The organism is Aeromonas sp. DNRA1 (genome assembly GCF_963888745.1).
Taxonomy (GTDB): domain Bacteria; phylum Pseudomonadota; class Gammaproteobacteria; order Enterobacterales; family Aeromonadaceae; genus Aeromonas; species Aeromonas hydrophila.
Window position 1 is genome coordinate 1219633 of record NZ_CAWPKQ010000001.1, and the last position, 19904, is coordinate 1239536.

Sequence of the window (19904 nt, forward strand, 5' to 3'; positions counted from 1 at the left end):
CTATCAGGCAGGACTTGCCCCACGGTTTCTCCCGCAGCCGATATCAACTCCCCGGACATGCCCTGCGCCCATAGTGGCGGTAGTAGCCCACCAGATTGCTGACCAGAAACAGCCCCTCCATCAGCGCCGCCACGGGCGACCCCACCAGCAGGTTGTTGACCAGCCAGCAGAGGGTACCCAGCAGCATCCAGCGCCGCAGCAGGCGATCATCTAGGCAAAACGCAGCCCGGGTCTGCAGCAGGCTGGCCAGCAACCCCAGCAAGGCGAGCGGTCCCTGATAGGTGGCGAGCACCGCGAGGCAGGACAACCCCATAAAGAGCCACATCAAGAGGCGACGCGTGGCCAGCATGCTGACCACGAAGCGCAGGCTCGCCAGCCAGAGCAGCAGGGCGGCCGACGCTTGTCCCAGCAGCGCGAAATGGGCGCCATTGAGGGCGCAGGAGAGCGCCAGACAGGCCAGAATGGCCCGGCGCGTCCGCAGCTGAAACGACAGCAGATCCAGCAGCAGCGCCAGACTCACCACCAGTTGTGACCACAAAAACAGCGACATCATCCCCACTCCAGGCTTGTTCGAGGGGCCCAGCATGGCGGGAATGGACGCAGCGCGGCATTAACCCGTGTTAATGCGCCGGCGGATCCGCGACAGGGTGACCGGGCTGATGCCGATGTAGTTGGCGAGTTGCACCTGAGTGAGCCGCGCCGGCCAGTGGGGGAAGGTGCGGCAGAGCTCCCGGTAGCGCTCTTCGGGGGAGTGCAGCAGCAAGAAGGCCTCCTTGCGCTCCTTGTAGCACAGCTGCTGGCGCAACAGGGCCATGCAGACCGGCTGCCAGGCGGGCTCGTCCAGCAGGGCGAGCGGTACCCGCACCAGCTGCAGCGCCGTGACGGCCTCCAGCTGGTAGCGGGCAGGCGACCCGGTGAGCCAGCTGTCGTAGAGCAGACAGAGCTCCCCTTCGAAGTAGAACTCCTTGCAGCGCTCCTGCCCGTCCCAGGCGTAGTGACAGGCGCGGGCGATGCCTCGCTCGAGGTAGAAGGCCGACTCCTGCATCGCCCCCTGGGCCAGCAGCGGCTGACCCGGCTGCAAGGTCAAACGGAGCAGGCTGGCGGCAAGCGGCTCACCGATGACGGGTGACAGCCCCATGGCGGCGAGGGTGGCCGCCAGAGGCGGGGCTGAAGGCAGGCTGGTCATGCAAACTCCGGGGCAAACAGGGCCTTCATCATGCCAAGTTTGGCGCCCCGTTGCAGCAGGCTGTGATGGCCCCGGCAAAGGGAATGGCCGACCGGGTGCCACCTTTGCCCCCCCTCGCCCATTGGTTTACAATCGACGGGTTTTTTGGAACCCGGTTGACCTGCGTCGACCTGGCCCCACCACGACATCAGTCTGTTAGTGTCAAGACATTAACCTGCTGAAAAGGAAGAGAATTAGCCAATGGCTCAATTTATTTACACCATGAACAGGGTCGGCAAGGTAGTGCCGCCCAAGCGTCATATTCTCAAGAACATCTCCCTCTCCTTCTTCCCGGGCGCCAAGATCGGCGTATTGGGTCTGAACGGCGCCGGTAAATCGACCCTGCTGCGCATCATGGCAGGCATCGATACCGAGATCGAAGGGGAAGCCCGTCCGCAGCCCGGCATCAAGATTGGCTACCTGCCGCAGGAGCCGAAGCTGGATCCGGAGCAGACCGTGCGCGAAGCGGTCGAAGAGGCGGTCGGCGAAGTGAAACGCGCCATGGCCCGACTGGACGAGGTCTATGCGGCCTACGCCGACCCGGATGCGGATTTCGACAAGCTGGCCCGCGAACAGGGCGAGCTGGAAGCCATCATCCAGGCCCAGGGTGGCCACAACATGGAAAACCAGCTGGAGCGCGCGGCCGACGCCCTGCGCCTGCCGGCCTGGGATGCCCAGATCAAGCACCTCTCCGGTGGTGAGCGCCGCCGGGTGGCGCTGTGCCGCCTGCTGCTGGAAAAGCCGGACATGCTGCTGCTGGACGAACCGACCAACCACCTAGATGCGGAATCCGTGGCCTGGCTGGAGCGCTTCCTGCACGACTACGAGGGCACAGTCGTGGCCATCACCCACGACCGTTACTTCCTCGACAACGTGGCCGGCTGGATCCTGGAGCTGGACCGCGGCGAAGGGATCCCGTGGGAGGGCAACTACTCCTCTTGGCTGGAGCAGAAAGACGCCCGTCTGGCGCAGGAAGCCAGCACGGAAGCGGCTCGTCGCAAGTCCATCGAGAAAGAGCTGGAGTGGGTTCGCCAGAACCCGAAAGGCCGTCAGGCCAAGTCCAAGGCCCGTATGGCTCGCTTCGAGGAGCTCAACACCAACGACTACCAGAAGCGCAACGAGACCAACGAGCTGTTCATTCCGCCCGGACCGCGCCTCGGCGACAAGGTGGTGGAGGTGGCCAACCTCTGCAAGTCCTACGGTGACCGCCAGCTGATCGACGATCTCTCCTTCTCCATTCCGAAGGGGGCCATCGTCGGCATCATCGGTCCGAACGGTGCCGGTAAATCGACCCTGTTCCGCATGATGTCGGGTCAGGAGCAGCCGGACTCCGGCTCCATCACCCTGGGTGAGACCGTGGTGCTGGCCTCGGTGGATCAGTTCCGCGACAGCATGAACGACAAGAAGACGGTGTTCGAGGAAGTCGCCGACGGCCAGGACATCCTGCGCATCGGCAACTACGAGTTCCCGAGCCGGGCCTACATCGGCCGCTTCAACTTCAAGGGCGCCGATCAGCAGAAGCGGGTTGGCGAGCTGTCCGGTGGTGAACGCGGCCGCCTGCACCTGGCCAAGCTGCTGCAGACCGGCGGCAACGTGCTGCTCTTGGATGAACCGACCAACGATCTGGACATCGAAACCCTGCGCGCCCTCGAGAACGCCCTGCTGGAGTTCCCGGGTTGCGCCATGGTCATCTCCCACGACCGCTGGTTCCTCGACCGCATCGCCACCCACATCCTGGACTACCAGGACGAGGGCAAGATCGCCTTCTTCGAGGGCAACTTCACCGAATACGAAGAGTGGAAAAAGAAGACCTACGGCGCCGAGGCCATCCAGCCGCATCGCGCCAAGTACAAGCGCATCGCCAAGTAACAGGGCAAACAAGTGCGGCTGCTGCATCAGCCGCACCGTTCCCACCACGACAAGCGAATCGCCAAGTAAACCGGTACATGCGACAAGGGGAGCCCAGGCTCCCCTTTCTTGTGCCCGATCGCTTACAATCCAAGACGGATACCTTATGCATGGATGTAGCAAGATGACGACCCAGCCCACCACAGAGAAGAAACTGACCATCCAGATCCGGGTCGAGCCCGGTTGCCTCGGGCCGGACGGCAAGGCGCACATCGAGACCTTCTGCACCGCCGCCGCCAAGATCTTCGCCGCCGTGGAGCCGGAGCTGGTGAACTGGACCCTGCTGCCCCGCTATGACAAGCAGTTGCCGGAGCAGGAGTTTTTCATCGACGGCCGCAAGCTGACCGAGGAGCAGGCCAGCCTGTTTCTGCGCCGCCTGGGGCGTGAGCTGGGGGAAGTGCAGGAGACCCTCGACTCCGTGCTGGCCCAACTGGTAGAGCGCTATTTCAAAACCCTCTGAGCTCTGCCCTCTCTGCGCCAAAAAGGTTCTCCGACGAGAACCTTTTTTGTTGGCGAAAAAGCAAACGTTTGAATTTTTGCTCTATTCATTGATCCGCCTCGCAGATCCGGGGTTTGTAAACGGCGCCGCCTGTGTAAAAATGTGCGCGTTGTCACGGTATCAGGACGAGTCTGGCTGTTTAACCACCAGAAACAGGGCATCACGCCCGCATGGATGGGACCGGCTCTTCGCCTGCTGCTTATTTCAAGTCACCTATTGGAATCCAACATGAATCAACCACACCAGGCCCCCGCACAGGCCGCCGGGCAAGGATTGCTTGAGCGTCTGTTTGCCCTGAAGGGCCATGGCACCAACGCCCGCACCGAAGTGATCGCCGGCATCACCACCTTCCTGACCATGGTCTATATCGTCTTCGTCAACCCGCAGATCCTCTCTGCGGCCGGCATGGACACCCAGGCCGTGTTCGTCACCACCTGCCTCATCGCCGGCATCGGCAGCATCCTGATGGGTCTGCTCGCCAACCTGCCCATCGCGCTGGCACCGGCCATGGGCCTCAACGCCTTCTTCGCCTTCGTGGTGGTGGCCGGCATGGGCTACTCCTGGCAAGTGGGCATGGGCACCATCTTCTGGGGTGCCATGGGCCTGTTGATCCTCACCCTGCTGCGGGTACGCTACTGGCTCATCGCCAACATTCCGCTCACCCTGCGGGTCGGTATCACCGCCGGCATCGGTCTGCTGATCGCCCTGCTCGGCCTGCACAACGCCGGCATCGTGGTCGCCAGCCCCGCTACCATGGTGACGGTGGGCAACCTCACCTCCCTGCCCTGCCTGCTGGGGCTGCTCGGTTTCTTCCTGATCTGCATCTTCTCCGCCCGCGGCGTCCACTCCGCCGTGCTGATCGCCATCGTGGTGACCACCACCCTGGGCTGGCTGTTTGGCGACGTCACCTTCAAGGGCTTCGTCTCCATGCCCCCCAGCATAGAGCCGGTGTTTGGCCAGCTGGACCTGATGGGCTCGCTCGACATCAGCCTGGCCGGGATCATCTTCTCCTTCATGCTGGTCAACCTGTTCGACTCCTCCGGCACCCTGATCGGCGTCACCAACCGTGCCAAGCTGGCCGATGACAAGGGTCACTTCCCGCGCATGAAGCAGGCCTTGCTGGTGGATAGCGCCAGCTCCGTCGGCGGCGCCTTCATGGGCACCTCCTCGGTCACCGCCTTCATCGAGAGCAGCTCCGGCGTCGCCGTCGGCGGCCGTACCGGCCTCACCGCCATCGTGGTCGGCCTGCTGTTCCTGCTGGCGATCTTCTTCTCTCCGGTGGCAGCCATGGTGCCTGCCTACGCGGCGGCGGGCGCCCTCATCTACGTGGGCGTGCTGATGTGCTCCGAGCTGACCCGGGTGAAGTGGGAAGATCTGACCGAAGCGGTGCCGGCCTTCATGACCGCGGTGATGATGCCGTTCAGCTTCTCCATCACCGAGGGGATCGCCGTCGGCTTCATCTCCTACTGCGTGATGAAGGCGGGTACCGGCCGCTGGCGCGAGATCAACCCCTGCGTGCTGGTGGTGGCCTTGCTGTTCGTGCTCAAGTTCGTCTGGGTCGACAGCCACTAAGCCGCGACGCACAAATACTGCGCAAACAAAAATGCCCGTCAGCGACGGGCATTTTTTTATGGCTGACGAAGTGGCGCTCAGCGAATGCCGCGCGCTTCGCGGATCCACTCCCAGGCCTGCTGGATCTCCTGGGTCTTCTCCTTGGCCATCTCCATCATCTCCGGCGGCAAGCCCTTGGCGGCCAGCTTGTCCGGGTGATGCTTGCTCATCTCCTTGCGATAGGCGCGCTTGATCTCCTGATCGCTGTCACTCTCGCTCACCCCCAGCAGCTGGTAGGCATCCTTGAGCCGGTCACGGGAGGGCGCCTCCTGCCGGTACTGCTGCCCGCCGTGCCCGCCATCCTGATACTGGCCACCGTGCGCCCGGTTGAAGAAGTTCATCTGCGCCTCGGCCATCGCCAGAATGCGGGCCAGCTCGATGCGGCTGAAGCCCAGCTCCTCGGCGATGGTGTGCAAGATGGCACGCTCGTTGGCCTCGACCTTGCCATCGGCGAAGGCGGCCTGCAGCTGCACCTCGAGGAAGAAGCGCAGGATATCGCGCTGGCCCTGGCTGGCACGGCGAAACTCGGCCAGGGTCTCCCGCAGCGGGAAGTCCGCCTCCTTGCCCTGGCGGAACGACTCTTGGGCGCGAGCCCGCTGCTCCCCTGCCAGCCGCATCCGGTCCATCAGGTTGGAGGCGACCCGGATCTCCTGCTCGGTCACCTGGCCGCTCGCCTTGGCGATGTGGCCCATGACGGCGAAGGTGGCGTGGAAGAAGACTGCCTGTTGCTGCTGGGTAGGCGCGCGGCGAAAATTCAAGCCCATGCCACGGTCGAAACGGTGGCCGATCCAGAGGCCAAGCAGGGCACCGAAGATGTTGCCGAGCAGAAAACCGAAGAAGGCGCCAAGCACCTTACCCCAAATACGCATGGTTCAAGACCTCGTGAAATTAATGAGTGTGTCCTTGCAACTGATCGTCCAGCGCCTGCAACCGCGCCACCGTGCCGATGTCACGCCACTCGCCGGCCAGCAGGCTGCCGCCCACCCGGCCTTGTGCCATCCAGTCGCGCAGCAGGGGCGCCAGCTTGCGCGCCCCCGGCGTGAATCCGGCAAAGGCGGCGGGATCATAGAGCCCGACTCCGCTGAAAGTCAGCGCCGGGGTATCGACCACCTTGCCCGCCTGCAGCGCAAAGTCCCCTGCCGGATGCTGCGGCGGGTTGGGTACCAGCCAGAGGTGGGCCAGATCCGTGTCCAGTGGCTGGCTCACCAGAGTGCGATAGTCCAGATCGAGCCAGGTATCGCCGTTGATCACCAGAAACGGCTCATCTCCCAGCAGCGGCAGCGCCTGAATGATGCCGCCGGCGGTTTCCAACGCACTCTCCTCGGCCGACCAGTGGATGGACACCCCGAGCGCACTGCCATCACCGAGCACGGCCACCAGCTTGTGGCCGAGCCAGGCGTGATTGATGACCAGGTTGGTCACACCAGCATCCTTGAGCTTTTCGATATGGTGCACGATGAGCGGCTTGCCCCCCACTGCCAGCAGCGGCTTGGGCAGACTGTCGGTGAGTGGGCGCATCCGCTCGCCGCGACCGGCGGCCAGGATCATCGCCTTCATGACGTTACTCCGCTGCGGGCCAGCCCGGGCAGCACCACCTGCTCCAACCACTGGCCGAAGCGGGCCAGCGCCGGGTAGGTAGCGCCATGGCTGTGGCAGACATCCACCACATAGCCGAGGGTGCGGGGAATGTCCTTGAGGTAACCGGACTTGCCATCGCGGTGGTAGAGACGAGTGAAGATGCCCGCCGCCTTGAGGTGACGCTGCATGCCGGTAAGATCAGCTGAACGACGAAACGCGGCGTAATCGAGCTCGCCCAGCAGATTGGCCTGCCGCAGGGTATCGAAGCCCTGCCGCATGCCCTGTTCGATCACCGCGTCCGGCCAGCGCACGTAGCAGTCTTTCAGCAGCGAGACCAGGTCATAGCTGAGCGGACCTATGACCATGTCCTGGAAGTCGATCACCGCCAGCCGGCTGTCGGCCGGGGTCTCGCCGCCGCACACCATCAGGTTGCGGCTGTGAAAATCCCGGTGCATCACCCCCTGCGGCTGGGCCAGGTTGTTCTCGGTGAGGCAGGCGAAGGTCTCAGCCAGCAACTGCTGCTCTTCATCGCTCAGGGTCAGTTGCAGATGGTGACCAAGCAGCCACTCGGGGAAAATACTGTTCTCCCGCGCCATAAAGGCCGTATCGAAGGGTTCGAGATCCAGCGTAACCGCCCCCAGGGCCGGCAGCAGCGCGATGGCCTTACCGTACCAGGCCAGCACGTTGTCTGCGTTCAGGCAGCCGATAAGCTGGGTATCCCCCAGATCCGTCACCGCCAGCAGCCCCTGCTCGTAATCCACCGCCCGCACCTCGGGGGCCAGCAGACCACCGGCGTGCAGAGCCGAGGCATTACGGACAAACTCATGATTCTTTTCGGTTTTAGGATTGGCATCCACCCAGATCAGACCACCGCCACGGTGGTAGCGGCGAAAACTGGCGTCACCGGAAATGAGGGTCAACTGCAGGCTGGCATCACCGGAAATCCGGCGCGCCCAGTGCAACAAGAGGGAATCGCGATCGTGCATAAGTCGGGGACCAAATTGGAAAGCAGCACTTGGCTGTTAGCCCTGGCCGCAATAATGCTTTATCATTGCCGGCTAACATAAAGCAATGACATGCAATGTCAACTCGATGAATCCTGTCGTAAAATGCATGTCTTGAATCAGCCGTAGCTACCACGGATTGCGCGAGTCTTTCACATGACAAAACGGACACTGGGATACTCCTATCCCATCGCCCTGACCATCAGCCTTGTTCCAGCCCTGACCCCGGCCATCGTGCAGGCGGCGCCGCTGACGCCGCCGCCCGCCACCGGGATCCTGGACGGGCTCTGCTATGACTATGTCCCCAAGATTGAGAAGCTGGCGCCCGGCAAGGACGCCAACGCCCAACCCGTGGAAGTGGATGCCGATCGGCTCGAAGCCAAGCAGGGCGGCACCGCCGTCTACCAGGGCGACGTCAAGGTGCGCCAGGGCGTGCGCAAGTTCGATTCCGACTACGCCGAGCTCGATCAGAAGAGCCGGGACGTCATCGCCATCGGCAACATCTACTACAACGACGGCCAGATCACGGTCACCAGCGACAAGACCCTGAAATCCAACCTGGATACCAAGAACTCCGAGCTGGAAGAGGGCAAGTATCAGGTGCATGGCTCGCCGGTGCGCGGCTCAGCCGACCGGGTCACCATGACCAACAACAACCAGAACATCACCCTGGAAGGGGCCCAGTACACCACCTGCCCGCCGGGTCAGGAAGTGTGGACCCTGAAAGCGGGCAGCATCGACATCGATCAGACCGAAGTGTTCGGGGAGGCCTGGAACGCCAGTCTCTGGCTCTACGACTACCCGGTGTTCTACTTCCCGTACATCAACTTCCCCATCAAGGATGAGCGCAAGACTGGCCTGCTCTACCCGGGTTATACCCAGAGCTCCAAGAACGGCATGGACATCACCCAGCCGTTCTACTGGAACATAGCGCCGAACTACGATGCCACCATCACCTCCCGCTTCATGGACAGACGGGGCCTGATGGAGCAGGTGCAGTTCCGCTACATGCCGGATCCGGCCCACGTCGGCAGCCTCTATTTCGAGAACCTGGCCAACGACAAGCAGTACGACGAGACCCCGAGCCTCAACCAGGCCATGTCCGACGGTCACCGTTACCTGCTCAACGCCAACCACACCTCGCTGTTTGCCGACAACGCCATGCGGGTGTCGCTCGACTACACCAAGGTGCGGGATCGGGATTACAACTACTTCAACGACTTCTCCCCCAAGGTGGGCACTCAGGTCGAGAACCAGTTGCAGCAGTCCCTGATGGCCGGTTACTTCCAGCCCAACTGGAACATCAACACCGAGGTGCGCACCTACCAGATCCTGCTGGCCAGCGCCCAGCAGCCCCACGAGCTGATGCCGCGCATCGACCACAACTATTACCAGCAAGGCAGCTGGTACGATCTCGCCTGGAACACCGAGATCACCAAATTCGGCTACAACAACGCTCAGGCCATCGCCGAGAACAAGGGCAGCGCCTACACCGGCACCCGGGTCTACACGGCCCCGACCCTGACCATGCCGCTCATCAACGAGGCAGGCTACTACCTCGACAGCCAGTACAAGCTGATGTACACCCGTTACGATCAGGAAGTGCCGGACAACATGAGCCAGACCTTTGTCAGCCGCTTTACTCCTGAAAACGGCAACGGGGTCACCCTGGACGAAGGGATCATCACCCGCACCCTGCCCTCCTTCCGCCTCAAGGGTGGCATGACCTTCGAGCGCAACCAGAACTGGTTCGGCGGCGATGCCAACCAGACTCTGGAGCCGGAGTTCCAGTACCTCTATGTGCCCTACAAGAACCAGGACAACATAGGTGTCTACGACTCCACCAGCATGCGCCAGGACTACTACAGCCTGTTCAGCGACCGCCGCTACGCGGGTCTGGATCGTATCAGCGACTCCAACAGAGTCTCCATCGGCCTCACCAGCCGGGTGTATGATGAGGTCGGTGATGAACGAATTCGGCTGGCCGTTGCCCAAGCTTTCGATTTTGTTGCGCCCAGGGTCAAGCTCTATCCCAGCGAGACCCTGAACACCAACACTCGTTCTCCGCTCTCCTTCGAGGGGGATGCCAAGATCAACGAGCAGTGGTTTGCCCATGCCGGCGCGCAATATGATGTGGACCAGAGCCGGCTCAGCTCCGCCAACAGCGCCATCGAGTATCGCCGCGAGAAGCTGATCAGCCAGCTGAACCATCGTTTCGTACGCGATGCCAACTACGATCTTGAAAACAAGGGACAGGTAACCGACCTCAACCAGATCGGCCTGCTGTTGACCACCCCGCTCAACGACCAGTGGCACCTGTACGGGGGTTACTATCAGGAGCTGAATCAGAGCGTGAAGTCTGATCGCAAGGTAGGCCTGAAGTACGACTCCTGCTGCTGGAGCATCAACTTCAACCTGGAGTGGGTCAACACTCCGGACAACGTGACCATGCGTCCGACCTCGGAGCGCAGTCTGGGTATTCAGTTTGAAATGAAAGGATTGGGTAGCGTGGGTACCGGCTCCAAGGGCACCTCCCTGGACACCGAAGCACTGCCTTACATTCGTCCGTTTAACCTGCGAGACCAATAAGCGGTCTGGCAAACGCCTTGAGAGATGGATATGAAGAAGACGTTGATTTCCCTGCTGACTGCAGGCCTATTCGGAGCCATGAGCCAGGGTGCCTTCGCCGCCCCCGAACTGATGGACAAGGTGCTTGCCGTGGTCAACAAGGATGTGGTGCTGGCCAGCCAGCAGGAAGCCCTGGTTCAGAAGGTGAAAGCCTCTGCCCAGGAGAGCGGCCAGTCCCTGCCCGATGACGCCACCCTGCGCAAACAGGCGCTGGATCGGCTGATCCAGGAGAGCCTGCAGCTGCAACTGGCGGATCGTCAGGGCCTCAAGATCAGCGATACCCAGCTGGAGCAGGCCATCCAGAGCATCGCCGCCGACAACAAGATGACCCTGGATCAGCTGCGAGCCCAACTGGCCCGTGAAGGGCTGACCTATGCCCAGTATCGGGAAGAGGTGCGCCGCGAGATCCTGATGAACGAGGTGCGCCGCAACCAGGTGCGCCGCCGAATCAACATCTCCGAACAGGAGGTGAAGCAGGTGGTCGACATCCTCGCCAAGCAGGGTCAGCAACAGCAGCAATACCATGTCGGCCACATCCAGGTTGCCCTGCCGGACAACCCGAGTGCCGAGCAGCTTAACGCCGCCAAGAGCAAGATTGAACGCATCCTGGCCGCCCTCAAGCAGGGCGCCGACTTCCGCAAGATGGCCATTGCCGAGAGCAGCGGACCCAAGGCGCTGGAAGGGGGTGACTGGGGCTGGATGAGCCCGCAAGAGATGCCGACCCTGATGGCCGAGGCCGTGCAAGGCACCAAGAAGGGCGACATCATCGGACCGCTGCGTTCTGGTGCCGGCCTGCACATCATCAAGGTGTTCGACACCAAGGGCCAGCAGCAGGTCGTGCAGACCGAAGTGCGCGCCCGCCACATCCTGATCAAGCCCTCCATCATCCTGAGCGAAGAAAAAGCCAAGGGCATGCTGGACGGCATCCTGCACGACATCAAGAGCGGCAAGGCCAGCTTTGCCAGCCTGGCGGAGAAGTACTCCGAAGATCCGGGTTCTGCGGTGCAGGGTGGCGAGCTGGGCTGGTCCGATCCCAACGTCTATGTGCCGGAGTTCCGCGACATGGTCAACCGCCTGCAACCGGGCCAGATCAGCGAACCCTTCCGCACCACCCACGGCTGGCACATCGTTCAGCTGGAAGAGCGCCGCAGCCAGGATGCCACCAACAAGGCCCAGGAGCAGCGTGCCTATCAGCTGATCTACAACCGTCGCTTCACCGAAGAGTCCCAGGCCTGGCTGGACGAGCTGCGTGACGAGGCCTACATCCAGATCGAAGGCGCCGGCAGCTGATGAGTTGTCGTCGTCTCGCCATCACCCCGGGTGAACCGGCCGGGATCGGTCCGGATCTGGTGCTGCAGATTGCCCAGCAGGATTGGCCGCACCAGCTGGTGGTGATCGCCGATCCGGCGCTGCTGCGCGAGCGGGCTGCCCTGCTGGGGCTGCCCGTCGAGCTGCAGCCCTATGATACCGACCAGCCTGCCCGCCCGCAGCGGGCGGGCACCCTGACCGTCTGTCCGGTTCCCCTCGGCGCCGCCGTGGTGCCGGGCATGCTCGACGAGGGCAACGGCACCTACGTGCTGGCCACCCTGCAACGCGCCTGCGACGGCAACATGAGCGGCGAATTTGCCGCCGTGGTGACCGGGCCGGTGCACAAGGGGATCATCAACCAGGCTGGCGTCTCGTTCAGCGGTCACACCGAGTTCTTCGCCCAGCAGTCGGGCACCGCCGACGTGGTGATGCTGCTGGCGACCGAGGGGCTGCGGGTCGCGCTGGCGACCACCCACATTCCGCTGGCCTATGTGGCGATGGCCATCACCGAGGATCGGCTCGGCAAGGTGATCCGCATCCTGGATGCGGATCTCAAGAGCAAATTCGGCATCGCCAAGCCCCGCATTTACGTCTGCGGCCTCAACCCCCACGCCGGGGAAGGCGGCCATCTCGGCCGTGAAGAGATTGACGTGATCGAACCCGCCCTGGCAGGCCTTCGCCAGGAGGGGATCGATCTGGTCGGCCCGTTGCCGGCCGATACCCTGTTCCAGGACAAATACCTCAAGGATGCGGATGCGGTACTCGCCATGTACCACGACCAGGGGCTGCCCGTGCTCAAATACAAGGGCTTCGGCAGTTCGGTCAATATCACCCTTGGACTTCCTTTCATCCGCACTTCGGTGGATCACGGCACCGCACTGGATCTGGCAGGCAAGGGCCTCGCCGACTCGGGCAGCCTGATCACCGCGATCAACCACGCCATCAAGATGGTAGAGAAAAAAAGATATGAGCAGTAAGGTGCAGAGCAACAAGGTGCATATGGGCCACACCGCCCGTAAGCGTTTCGGTCAGAACTTCTTGCACGATCGCTACGTGATCGATCAGATCGTGGCCGCCATCAATCCCCAGCCGGGTCAGAACCTGGTGGAGATCGGCCCGGGTCTGGCCGCGCTAACCGAGCCGGTCGCCTCCCAGATGGACAAGATGACCGTGGTCGAGCTGGACCGGGATCTGGCGGCGCGTCTGCGTGAGCACCCGACCCTAAAGGACAAGCTGACCGTCATCGAAGCGGATGCCATGCGCTTCGACTTCGGTACCCTGATGGGGGAAGGCAAGGGGCCGCTGCGCATCTTCGGCAACCTGCCCTACAACATCTCCACCCCGCTCATCTTCCACCTGTGCGAGTTCGCCGACCGGGTAGAGGACATGCACTTCATGCTGCAAAAGGAGGTGGTCCTGCGTCTGGCCGCTGGTCCCGGCAGCAAGGCCTATGGCCGGCTGAGCGTGATGACCCAGTACTACTGCCAGGTAGTGCCTGTGCTGGAAGTGGGCCCTGGCGCCTTCAAGCCGGCACCGAAGGTGGATTCCGCCGTGGTGCGTCTGATCCCGCACAAGAACCCGACCATCGTCGCAAAAGACATTCGTTGCCTGAACCGGGTCTGCACCGAGGGCTTCGGCCAGCGTCGCAAGACCATTCGCAACAGCTTCTCCAACTTCATCACGGACGCCCAGCTGACGGAGCTTGGTATCGATGGCAACCTGCGCCCGGAGAATCTCTCCCTCGAGCAGTTCGTCATGATCGCCAACTGGCTGGCAGATCAGCAACAGGCCTGATCCCGTGGCCACTCCGCACATCGTGATCCGCCCATACCCCCGTTATGTGGCGGATTCCAAAGACCCTTACCAGTTCCACTATCTCATCGAGATCGAGAACCTGGGGCCGGGCCCGGCGCAGCTGCTGCACCGGCGCTGGCTCATCACCGATGCCAATGGCAAGATGCTGGAAGTCGAAGGCCCCGGCGTGGTCGGCGAGCAGCCGGTGATCGCAGAGGGAGAGACCTTCAGCTATCAGAGCGGCGTACCGCTGGCCACCCCGCTCGGGGTGATGGAAGGGAGTTATACCCTGCAAGACGAGTCGGGGCAGCAATTCGAGGCGCCCATCGCGCCCTTTACGCTGGCCGTCCCCCACATTATCAACTGAGGTTTCATGGCGAACTGTTTTGTTGGCGATATCCAGGGCTGTTACGACGACTTGCGCCGTCTGCTGGATCTGGCCGAGTTCGATCCCGCTAACGACGTACTCTGGCTGTGCGGCGATCTGGTCGCCCGCGGCCCGGACTCTCTCAATACCCTACGCTTCGTCAAGGGGCTGGGCAACCGGGCCGTCACCGTGCTCGGCAACCACGATCTGCACCTGCTGGCGGTCGCCGATGGCGTCGCCCCGCTCAAGAAGAAGGACAAGCTGCAGGAGCTGATGGAGGCACCGGACCGGGACGAACTGCTGGAGTGGCTGCGCCATCGTCCGCTGCTGGCGGAGCACCCCGACCTGCCCATCATGATGGTGCATGCCGGCATCTCCCCGGCGTGGGACGCCCGCACTGCCCGCAACTGCGCCCGCGAGGTGGAGAGCCTGCTGCGCGGCGATCAGTACCAGTGGCTGCTGCACAACATGTATGGCGATCAGCCGGATGGCTGGCAGGACGATCTGGTCGGGATCGAGCGCTACCGCTACATCATCAACACCTTCACCCGGATGCGCTTCTGCTATTTCGACGGCCGGCTCGACTTCAAATGCAAGAAGGGCCCCAAGGAGTCGACCCCGGGCCTGCGTCCCTGGTTCGAGCAGCGCGAGCACCATGTGGATGACCCCATCCTGGTGTTCGGCCACTGGGCGGCCCTGATGGGCAACACCGGCAAGCAGGACATCAAGGCGCTGGACACCGGCTGTGTCTGGGGCAACAGCCTCACCCTGTGGCGCTATGAAGATGACGCCCTGATCGCCACCCCCTGCCCCACTTACGCCAAGTGACGATAAGGGGACTGCGTCTGAGCAATCAGGGCCTCACCCTGTGGCGCTATGAAGATGATGCCCTGATCGCCACCCCCTGTCCCACTTACGCAAAGTGACGATAAGAGGACTGCATCTGAGCAATCAGGGCCTCACCCGGTGGCACTATGAAGATGACGCGCGGCTCGTCACTCACAGTCCTGCCAACGCCAGGTAGACTGCAAAACAAAACGGGCCCGGCATTGCCGGGCCCGTTTTGTTATGGTGCATCGCTCACCCTAGAGCTTGCGCCCCAACCGCTTCTCGATCTGCTGCCGCTCCCACTCGGGGCCGAACAGCTTGAACGGCTGGAACAGATTGATGGCATGGGAGATCAGTCCGAGCCCCCAACCCAGCGCCGGCCACCAAGCCCAGATATAGCCCGGGTTGCTCAGGTAGTTGATGACAAACAGCCCGCAAATCACCAGCAGGTAGCTGGCAATGTGGTAATAGAAGCCCTTGAGCCCCTCCACATAGCGCATGGCGGCCCGCTCTTCTACCGATACCCGAATCTCATCCCGTTCCATCGTGTCACTCCCTCTCATCTCGTGCTCCTGTTGGCTTGTACCGTCAAGTTGCGCCACTTCGAGCTCAAAGACGGCGGCCAGGGCCTTGAGGGATTCCAGTCCGGGCTGCTGGCCCTGCTCGATCCGCTGAATGGTGCGAACGCTCAGGCCGGTAAAGGCGGCCAACTGCTCCTGTGACCAGCCCCGCTGCAATCTCAACTTCCTGACGATCATCTCGAACTCCTTGTGGTTGATTGACGGGGCCAGCATAGGGGCCGGCGGGTGCCATGCACCACGACAGCGCCCTGACACCAACCTGACTTTCCTTTGGATTCAGTGCATTAGATAAAAGAGAGTGCTCAAAAAACCAGCCTTCCCTCCCCACGACGCCCCACCTGACAGCAGGACGACAGAGGTGCTTTGTGCAAGATAGCGCCTTGGTATCGAGCAGGCGAGCTTATAACTCCTGCATCAACTCGGCGGCAATCTCGAAAGAGCGCAGACGAGCCTGATGATCGACGATGGGACCGTTGAACATCAGCTCGTCGGCCCGGGTTTCCGCCAGCAGCGCCTTGAGGCCGTGACGCACCTGGTCCGGGTTGCCCACCAGCGAACGGGCCAGGGTCTGCTCCATGGCCAGCAGCTCGCGCTCCGACCACTCCTCTCCCAGCTCGATGACGGGGGCCGGCAGCTTGCCTGCGTTGCCCCGATGCAGGCGCAGGAACTGCTGTTGCAGGGTGGTGAACTGGAAGCGCGCCTCCCGCTCGCTGTCGGCGGCGATCATGTTGATGCAGACCACCGCATGGGGCTTGGGCCAGCGGGTGGAAGGGCGATACTGGGCGCGGTAGATCTCCAGCGCCTGCAACAGCATGGCGGGGGCGAAGTGGGAGGCAAAGCCGAACGGCAGCCCCATGGCCGCCGCCAGCTGGGCGCTGTAGAGGCTGGAACCCAGCAGCCAGATGGGCAGATGCAGCCCCTGCCCCGGTACCGCCTGCACCGCCCCCACCTCGTCGCCAAAGTAATCCATCAGCTCGCGCACATCGGCAGGGAAGTCATCCACCTCACCGCTGCGCTGGCGTCTGAGCGCCCGCATGGTGCGCTGATCGGTGCCCGGCGCACGGCCAAGCCCGAGATCGATGCGATCCGGATAGAGCGAAGCCAAAGTGCCGAACTGCTCGGCGATGACCAACGGCGAATGGTTCGGCAGCATGATGCCGCCGGCCCCGATGCGCAGGGTATTGGTGCCGCCGGCCAGATGACCGATCAGCACCGAGGTGGCGGCGCTGGCGATGCCCGGCATGTTGTGGTGCTCGGCCAGCCAGTAGCGGCAATAACCCAGGCGTTCGGCATGACGGGCCAGATCCAGCGAGCGGCGAAACGACTCGGCCGGCTGGGAACCTTCAGCCACGGGCACCAGATCGAGTACGGAATAGGGGATGGCAGACATGGGTCACTCCATTGATTCACAGACCAGTAACAAGTGGGGCAATGTAGCACGGGATACCTGAATGAATCACGTGATCAGCCGGCAAAATTGGCCGGAGCGAGCGCCGATAGCCCTGGCAGGCGCCGTTTCCGTCAGCCACATCCCGATATCCATGAATGGGTTATTGTGTTTTCTGTCATCCTGTTGGCACACTGCAAGCTGATCGTCTCTGCAATCGCCCGTGTGACAAGGATGTGTCCATGACAACTGCCAGGCCAGGTCGTAAACCCTTCTACGTGCATATCGCCACCCTCTTCATCCTGCTGTTTACTCTGCTTGGCTGCGCCCTCATCGCCTTGCAGTTCCAGCAAGGGGCGCGCCAGGGTTTGGAGCACGAGCGACAGAACTTCCTGCAGTATCGCCAGCAGCTGGCCCTCGCCCTGCAACTGAACGAGCGGCCGGCCCGCATGTCGCTCAGCCTGTTGCGCAGCGGCCAGCTGGCCGCCATGACCACGTTGACCGAACGCCTGGCCTATCTGCCGCAACTGGCGGAGGTGCTGGCCAACAGCCCCAGCTATGGGGCCGTCTACGCCGGCTACGAGGATGGCGACTTCTTTCTGGTGCGCAAGCTCACCGAGCGGGCCAGAGCCCAGCTGGGCGGCGTACCGGCCGCCAGTACCCTGCTGGTGCAGAGCCTCAGCCAGGGCAAGGGGGAATTTCTCTATTTCGATCAACGGCTGACCCTGCTCGAGCGCCGCCCCATGCCGAACTACCGCTACGATCCCCGCAGCCGCGACTGGTACAAGCAGGCCCGCTGGCGCGCGGGGATCGCTACCACCAGTCCCTATCTCTTCTTCACCACCAAGGAGCCGGGCATGACGCTGGCGGTGGAGAGCGACGACCGGCGCGCCGTGATCGGGCTCGACACCAGCGTCGAGGGGTTGTCGGCCCTGATCGGCAAGCTGCAGCTGCCCGCCCAGAGCCAGGTGATCCTGTTCGATGAGTACGCCACCCTGCTCGCCGCCGATCCCAGACACCTGCCCAGCTTCGAGCAGCTGAGCCAGCTGCCCATGCTGGCGACTTTGCCCCATCCGGCCCTGCCGGATCTGCAGCAGCGGATCATCAGCCAGCCCACCCTGCTGAGCGAGCCAGCGGAGCTCAACCTGACCGCCGCCGATGGCAGCTCCTGGCTGGTCAACCTCTCCCCCCTCGGGACCGACTCCCCCTTCCATATCGCCCTGCTGGTCTCGGCCGACCTGCTCTATCAACAGGTCCGGGACGAGGCCCTGGTCAACCTGGGCTGGGCACTGACGGGCCTGCTGTTGCTGCTGCCGGTGATCTGGCTGGTTTCGCGACGCACCGCCACCCCGCTGCTGGCGCTCACCCAGGAGGCTGAGCGGATCCAGCACTTCGATTTCGGCGAGAGCCAGGTCCCCGAGTCGGCCATCCGCGAGATCGACGATCTGGCCCGCACCATGTCCGGCATGCGGCTGACCCTCGGCAACTTCATGAACATGGGGCGGGCGCTGGCAGCCGAACACCGCTTCGACTCCCTGCTCAGCCGCATCCTGCACGAGACCATCGCCGCGGTGCAGGCCGAAGGGGGGTGCCTCTACCTGGCCCAGGAGCGGGGCATGGTGGCGGTACAGGCGCTGTGGCGCAAGGCGCCGCTGCCGGCCGGACAGATCCGCTGGCAGCAGACCCTGTTTGGCGAGCTGGCCCGGGGCGAGCGGCTCAGCCTCGCCATCGACCAGAGTGTCTGGCAGCAGTATCTGGCCGACTGGGGCCCCTTCCCCGGCCCCTGCCAGCTGGTGGCCGAGCCACTGCGCAACCATCGCCAGGAGCTGAGCGGCTGCCTGCTGCTGATCCTGCCTGACTGCCCGGCCCGCGAGTTGGCCTCGCGCATCAGCCTGATCGAGGCGCTGGCGGGCACCTCGGCCTCCGCCATCGAGAACCAGCGCCTGCTGGAGGAGCAAAAACAGCTGCTGGAATCCTTCATCGAGCTGATGGCTGGCGCGATCGACGCCAAGAGCCCCTACACCGGCGGCCACTGCCAGCGGGTGCCTGAGCTGACCCGGATGCTGACCGAGGCCGCCTGCGCCCAGCAGCAGGGGCCGTTCGCCGAGTTTCGGCTCAACGAGGAGGAGTGGGAGGCCATCCATATCGCCAGCTGGCTGCACGACTGTGGCAAGGTGACCACCCCCGAGTTCGTGGTGGACAAGGCCACCAAGCTGGAAACCCTCTACGACCGGATCCACGAGATCCGCACCCGCTTCGAGGTGCTCAAGCGCGACGGCTACATCGAAGCGCTGGCGGCCCGCCTGCCGGCATCGGAGCGGGAAGCGGCCAGGAGCGAGGTGGCCCCGCTCTGGAGCACCCTGGACCAGGAGTTCGCCTTCGTCGCCGAGTGCAACCTCGGTGGTGAATGGATGGCGCCGGAGAAGCTGGCCAGGCTGGATGCCATCGCCAGCCGCACCTGGCTGCGCACCCTGGACGATCGACTCGGCATCAGCCGGGAGGAGCTCAAGCTGCGCCAGGGCGAGCCGGCCGCCCCGCTGCCCTGCGTCGAACCCCTGCTGGCGGACAAGGCCGCCCACCTAATCCCCCGCCCCGCTCACGATCAGCTGGACGAGCACAACCCCTGGGGCTTCAAGGTGCGAGTGCCCACTCACCTCTACAACCGCGGCGAGCGCTACAACCTCGCCATCAGTCGCGGCACCCTCACCGAGGAGGAGCGCTACAAGATCAACGAGCACATCATCCAGACCATCCGCATGCTCGAGCGTCTCCCCTTCCCCCGCCATCTGCGCAGCGTGCCCGAGATTGCTGGCGGCCACCACGAACGAATGGACGGCAACGGCTATCCGCGCCAGCTGCTGGGCAGCCAGATGAGCATCCCCGCCCGCATCATGGCCATCGCCGACATCTTCGAGGCGCTGACCGCCAGCGATCGCCCCTACAAATCGGGCAAGACGGTCTCCCAGTCGCTGGCCATCATGCAGAGCATGGTGCGCGAGCAGCACATCGATCCCGCCCTGTTTGCCCTGTTTGTCAGCAGCGGCATCTGGCGCGACTATGCCGAGCGCTTCCTCGCCCCCGAGCAGCTGGATCCCGTGGATGAAAGCGCCCTGCTGGCCGCACTGGCCTAGGCCGGGTCATATTTTCTTACATTTGCGGGCTGGCCTGAACGCCCCCGGCTGGTTA

At 63.2% G+C, this 19904-nt stretch carries 17 protein-coding genes; 10 read left to right on the plus strand and 7 right to left on the minus strand.

The window, feature by feature from the left end; translation table 11 throughout:
- Window positions 1-43 precede the first annotated feature (43 nt).
- Together AACQ43_RS05575 and AACQ43_RS05580 are read right to left on the minus strand one after the other, a co-directional pair.
- Complete coding sequence (locus tag AACQ43_RS05575; protein ID WP_168966381.1) at window positions 44-553, minus strand: YgjV family protein; 510 nt, start codon at window positions 551-553, stop codon at window positions 44-46.
- A gap of 57 nt (window positions 554-610) precedes the next feature.
- Window positions 611-1186 (minus strand): Crp/Fnr family transcriptional regulator, encoded by a 576-nt coding sequence (locus AACQ43_RS05580; RefSeq protein ID WP_168966383.1) that lies wholly within the window; start codon window positions 1184-1186, stop codon window positions 611-613.
- Window positions 1187-1426: 240 nt separating this feature from the next.
- Between AACQ43_RS05580 and ettA the strand changes: the two genes are divergently transcribed.
- The 3 genes from ettA to AACQ43_RS05595 all read left to right on the plus strand — a co-directional run bounded on the left by ettA (window position 1427) and on the right by AACQ43_RS05595 (window position 5204).
- A complete protein-coding gene (ettA, locus tag AACQ43_RS05585) occupies window positions 1427-3094 on the plus strand; it encodes an energy-dependent translational throttle protein EttA (RefSeq protein ID WP_016349627.1) in 1668 nt (555 codons plus the stop codon).
- A 163-nt stretch (window positions 3095-3257) separates the two neighbouring features.
- Complete coding sequence (locus tag AACQ43_RS05590) at window positions 3258-3593, plus strand: hypothetical protein (RefSeq protein WP_045790534.1); 336 nt, start codon at window positions 3258-3260, stop codon at window positions 3591-3593.
- Between the two features lie 267 nt (window positions 3594-3860).
- Entirely contained in the window at window positions 3861-5204 is a 1344-nt protein-coding gene (locus tag AACQ43_RS05595) for an NCS2 family permease (protein WP_005304142.1), read from the plus strand.
- 77 nt (window positions 5205-5281) lie between these two features.
- Here AACQ43_RS05595 and djlA read toward each other — a convergent pair whose 3' ends face one another.
- The 3 genes from djlA to AACQ43_RS05610 are packed head-to-tail and all read right to left on the minus strand — an operon-like array spanning window position 5282 to window position 7807.
- Window positions 5282-6112 (minus strand): co-chaperone DjlA, encoded by an 831-nt coding sequence (gene djlA / locus AACQ43_RS05600; RefSeq protein ID WP_168966386.1) that lies wholly within the window; start codon window positions 6110-6112, stop codon window positions 5282-5284.
- Window positions 6113-6131: 19 nt separating this feature from the next.
- Complete coding sequence (murU, locus tag AACQ43_RS05605; protein WP_168966388.1) at window positions 6132-6800, minus strand: N-acetylmuramate alpha-1-phosphate uridylyltransferase MurU; 669 nt, start codon at window positions 6798-6800, stop codon at window positions 6132-6134.
- The gene (locus AACQ43_RS05610; protein ID WP_168966390.1) at window positions 6797-7807 is read right to left on the minus strand and encodes an aminoglycoside phosphotransferase family protein; all 1011 of its coding nucleotides are present in this window, start codon (window positions 7805-7807) and stop codon (window positions 6797-6799) included. Before AACQ43_RS05610 ends, murU begins: the two co-directional genes overlap by 4 nt.
- A 174-nt stretch (window positions 7808-7981) precedes the next feature.
- Here AACQ43_RS05610 and lptD point away from each other — a divergent pair, with 174 nt between their 5' ends.
- From lptD to AACQ43_RS05640, 6 genes are read left to right on the plus strand one after another with little or no spacing between them, the layout of a single operon-like run.
- Window positions 7982-10414, plus strand: a complete 2433-nt coding sequence (gene lptD, locus AACQ43_RS05615; RefSeq protein WP_076362451.1) for an LPS assembly protein LptD — start codon at window positions 7982-7984, stop codon at window positions 10412-10414.
- A 30-nt stretch (window positions 10415-10444) separates the two neighbouring features.
- On the plus strand, window positions 10445-11743 hold the full coding sequence (surA, locus tag AACQ43_RS05620) for a peptidylprolyl isomerase SurA (protein ID WP_146062051.1): 1299 nt from the start codon (window positions 10445-10447) through the stop codon (window positions 11741-11743).
- Window positions 11743-12738 carry a 4-hydroxythreonine-4-phosphate dehydrogenase PdxA gene (gene pdxA, locus AACQ43_RS05625; RefSeq protein WP_168966392.1) on the plus strand — a complete coding sequence of 332 codons (996 nt, stop codon included), beginning with the start codon at window positions 11743-11745 and terminating at the stop codon, window positions 12736-12738. Before surA ends, pdxA begins: the two co-directional genes overlap by 1 nt.
- Window positions 12728-13555, plus strand: a complete 828-nt coding sequence (rsmA, locus tag AACQ43_RS05630) for a 16S rRNA (adenine(1518)-N(6)/adenine(1519)-N(6))-dimethyltransferase RsmA (protein ID WP_044799293.1) — start codon at window positions 12728-12730, stop codon at window positions 13553-13555. Before pdxA ends, rsmA begins: the two co-directional genes overlap by 11 nt.
- 4 nt (window positions 13556-13559) lie before the next feature.
- Entirely contained in the window at window positions 13560-13922 is a 363-nt protein-coding gene (gene apaG, locus AACQ43_RS05635; RefSeq protein ID WP_017410312.1) for a Co2+/Mg2+ efflux protein ApaG, read from the plus strand.
- A gap of 6 nt (window positions 13923-13928) precedes the next feature.
- Window positions 13929-14750: a symmetrical bis(5'-nucleosyl)-tetraphosphatase gene (locus AACQ43_RS05640; protein ID WP_011704877.1), complete on the plus strand. Its 822-nt coding sequence runs from the start codon at window positions 13929-13931 to the stop codon at window positions 14748-14750.
- Window positions 14751-15007: 257 nt separating this feature from the next.
- Here AACQ43_RS05640 and AACQ43_RS05645 read toward each other — a convergent pair whose 3' ends face one another.
- Both AACQ43_RS05645 and AACQ43_RS05650 read right to left on the minus strand, forming a co-directional pair.
- Entirely contained in the window at window positions 15008-15508 is a 501-nt protein-coding gene (locus AACQ43_RS05645; protein WP_017410311.1) for a 2TM domain-containing protein, read from the minus strand.
- Between the two features lie 223 nt (window positions 15509-15731).
- The gene (locus AACQ43_RS05650) at window positions 15732-16721 is read right to left on the minus strand and encodes a luciferase-like monooxygenase (protein ID WP_168966394.1); all 990 of its coding nucleotides are present in this window, start codon (window positions 16719-16721) and stop codon (window positions 15732-15734) included.
- Window positions 16722-16876: 155 nt separating this feature from the next.
- On the opposite strand from AACQ43_RS05650, the gene AACQ43_RS05655 reads away from it, so the two are divergent.
- Complete coding sequence (locus AACQ43_RS05655) at window positions 16877-19849, plus strand: HD domain-containing phosphohydrolase (protein WP_211162454.1); 2973 nt, start codon at window positions 16877-16879, stop codon at window positions 19847-19849.
- Window positions 19850-19904 lie beyond the last annotated feature (55 nt).

Bases quoted from the DNA above. Each gene is read 5' to 3' on its own strand.
- AACQ43_RS05575 (WP_168966381.1), bottom strand. From the start codon at position 553: ATGATGTCGCTGTTTTTGTGGTCACAACTGGTGGTGAGTCTGGCGCTG.
- AACQ43_RS05580 (WP_168966383.1), bottom strand. From the start codon at position 1,186: ATGACCAGCCTGCCTTCAGCCCCGCCTCTGGCGGCCACCCTCGCCGCC.
- ettA (WP_016349627.1), top strand. From the start codon at position 1,427: ATGGCTCAATTTATTTACACCATGAACAGGGTCGGCAAGGTAGTGCCG.
- AACQ43_RS05590 (WP_045790534.1), top strand. From the start codon at position 3,258: ATGACGACCCAGCCCACCACAGAGAAGAAACTGACCATCCAGATCCGG.
- AACQ43_RS05595 (WP_005304142.1), top strand. From the start codon at position 3,861: ATGAATCAACCACACCAGGCCCCCGCACAGGCCGCCGGGCAAGGATTG.
- djlA (WP_168966386.1), bottom strand. From the start codon at position 6,112: ATGCGTATTTGGGGTAAGGTGCTTGGCGCCTTCTTCGGTTTTCTGCTC.
- murU (WP_168966388.1), bottom strand. From the start codon at position 6,800: ATGAAGGCGATGATCCTGGCCGCCGGTCGCGGCGAGCGGATGCGCCCA.
- AACQ43_RS05610 (WP_168966390.1), bottom strand. From the start codon at position 7,807: ATGCACGATCGCGATTCCCTCTTGTTGCACTGGGCGCGCCGGATTTCC.
- lptD (WP_076362451.1), top strand. From the start codon at position 7,982: ATGACAAAACGGACACTGGGATACTCCTATCCCATCGCCCTGACCATC.
- surA (WP_146062051.1), top strand. From the start codon at position 10,445: ATGAAGAAGACGTTGATTTCCCTGCTGACTGCAGGCCTATTCGGAGCC.
- pdxA (WP_168966392.1), top strand. From the start codon at position 11,743: ATGAGTTGTCGTCGTCTCGCCATCACCCCGGGTGAACCGGCCGGGATC.
- rsmA (WP_044799293.1), top strand. From the start codon at position 12,728: ATGAGCAGTAAGGTGCAGAGCAACAAGGTGCATATGGGCCACACCGCC.
- AACQ43_RS05640 (WP_011704877.1), top strand. From the start codon at position 13,929: ATGGCGAACTGTTTTGTTGGCGATATCCAGGGCTGTTACGACGACTTG.
- AACQ43_RS05645 (WP_017410311.1), bottom strand. From the start codon at position 15,508: ATGATCGTCAGGAAGTTGAGATTGCAGCGGGGCTGGTCACAGGAGCAG.
- AACQ43_RS05650 (WP_168966394.1), bottom strand. From the start codon at position 16,721: ATGTCTGCCATCCCCTATTCCGTACTCGATCTGGTGCCCGTGGCTGAA.
- AACQ43_RS05655 (WP_211162454.1), top strand. From the start codon at position 16,877: ATGGGTTATTGTGTTTTCTGTCATCCTGTTGGCACACTGCAAGCTGAT.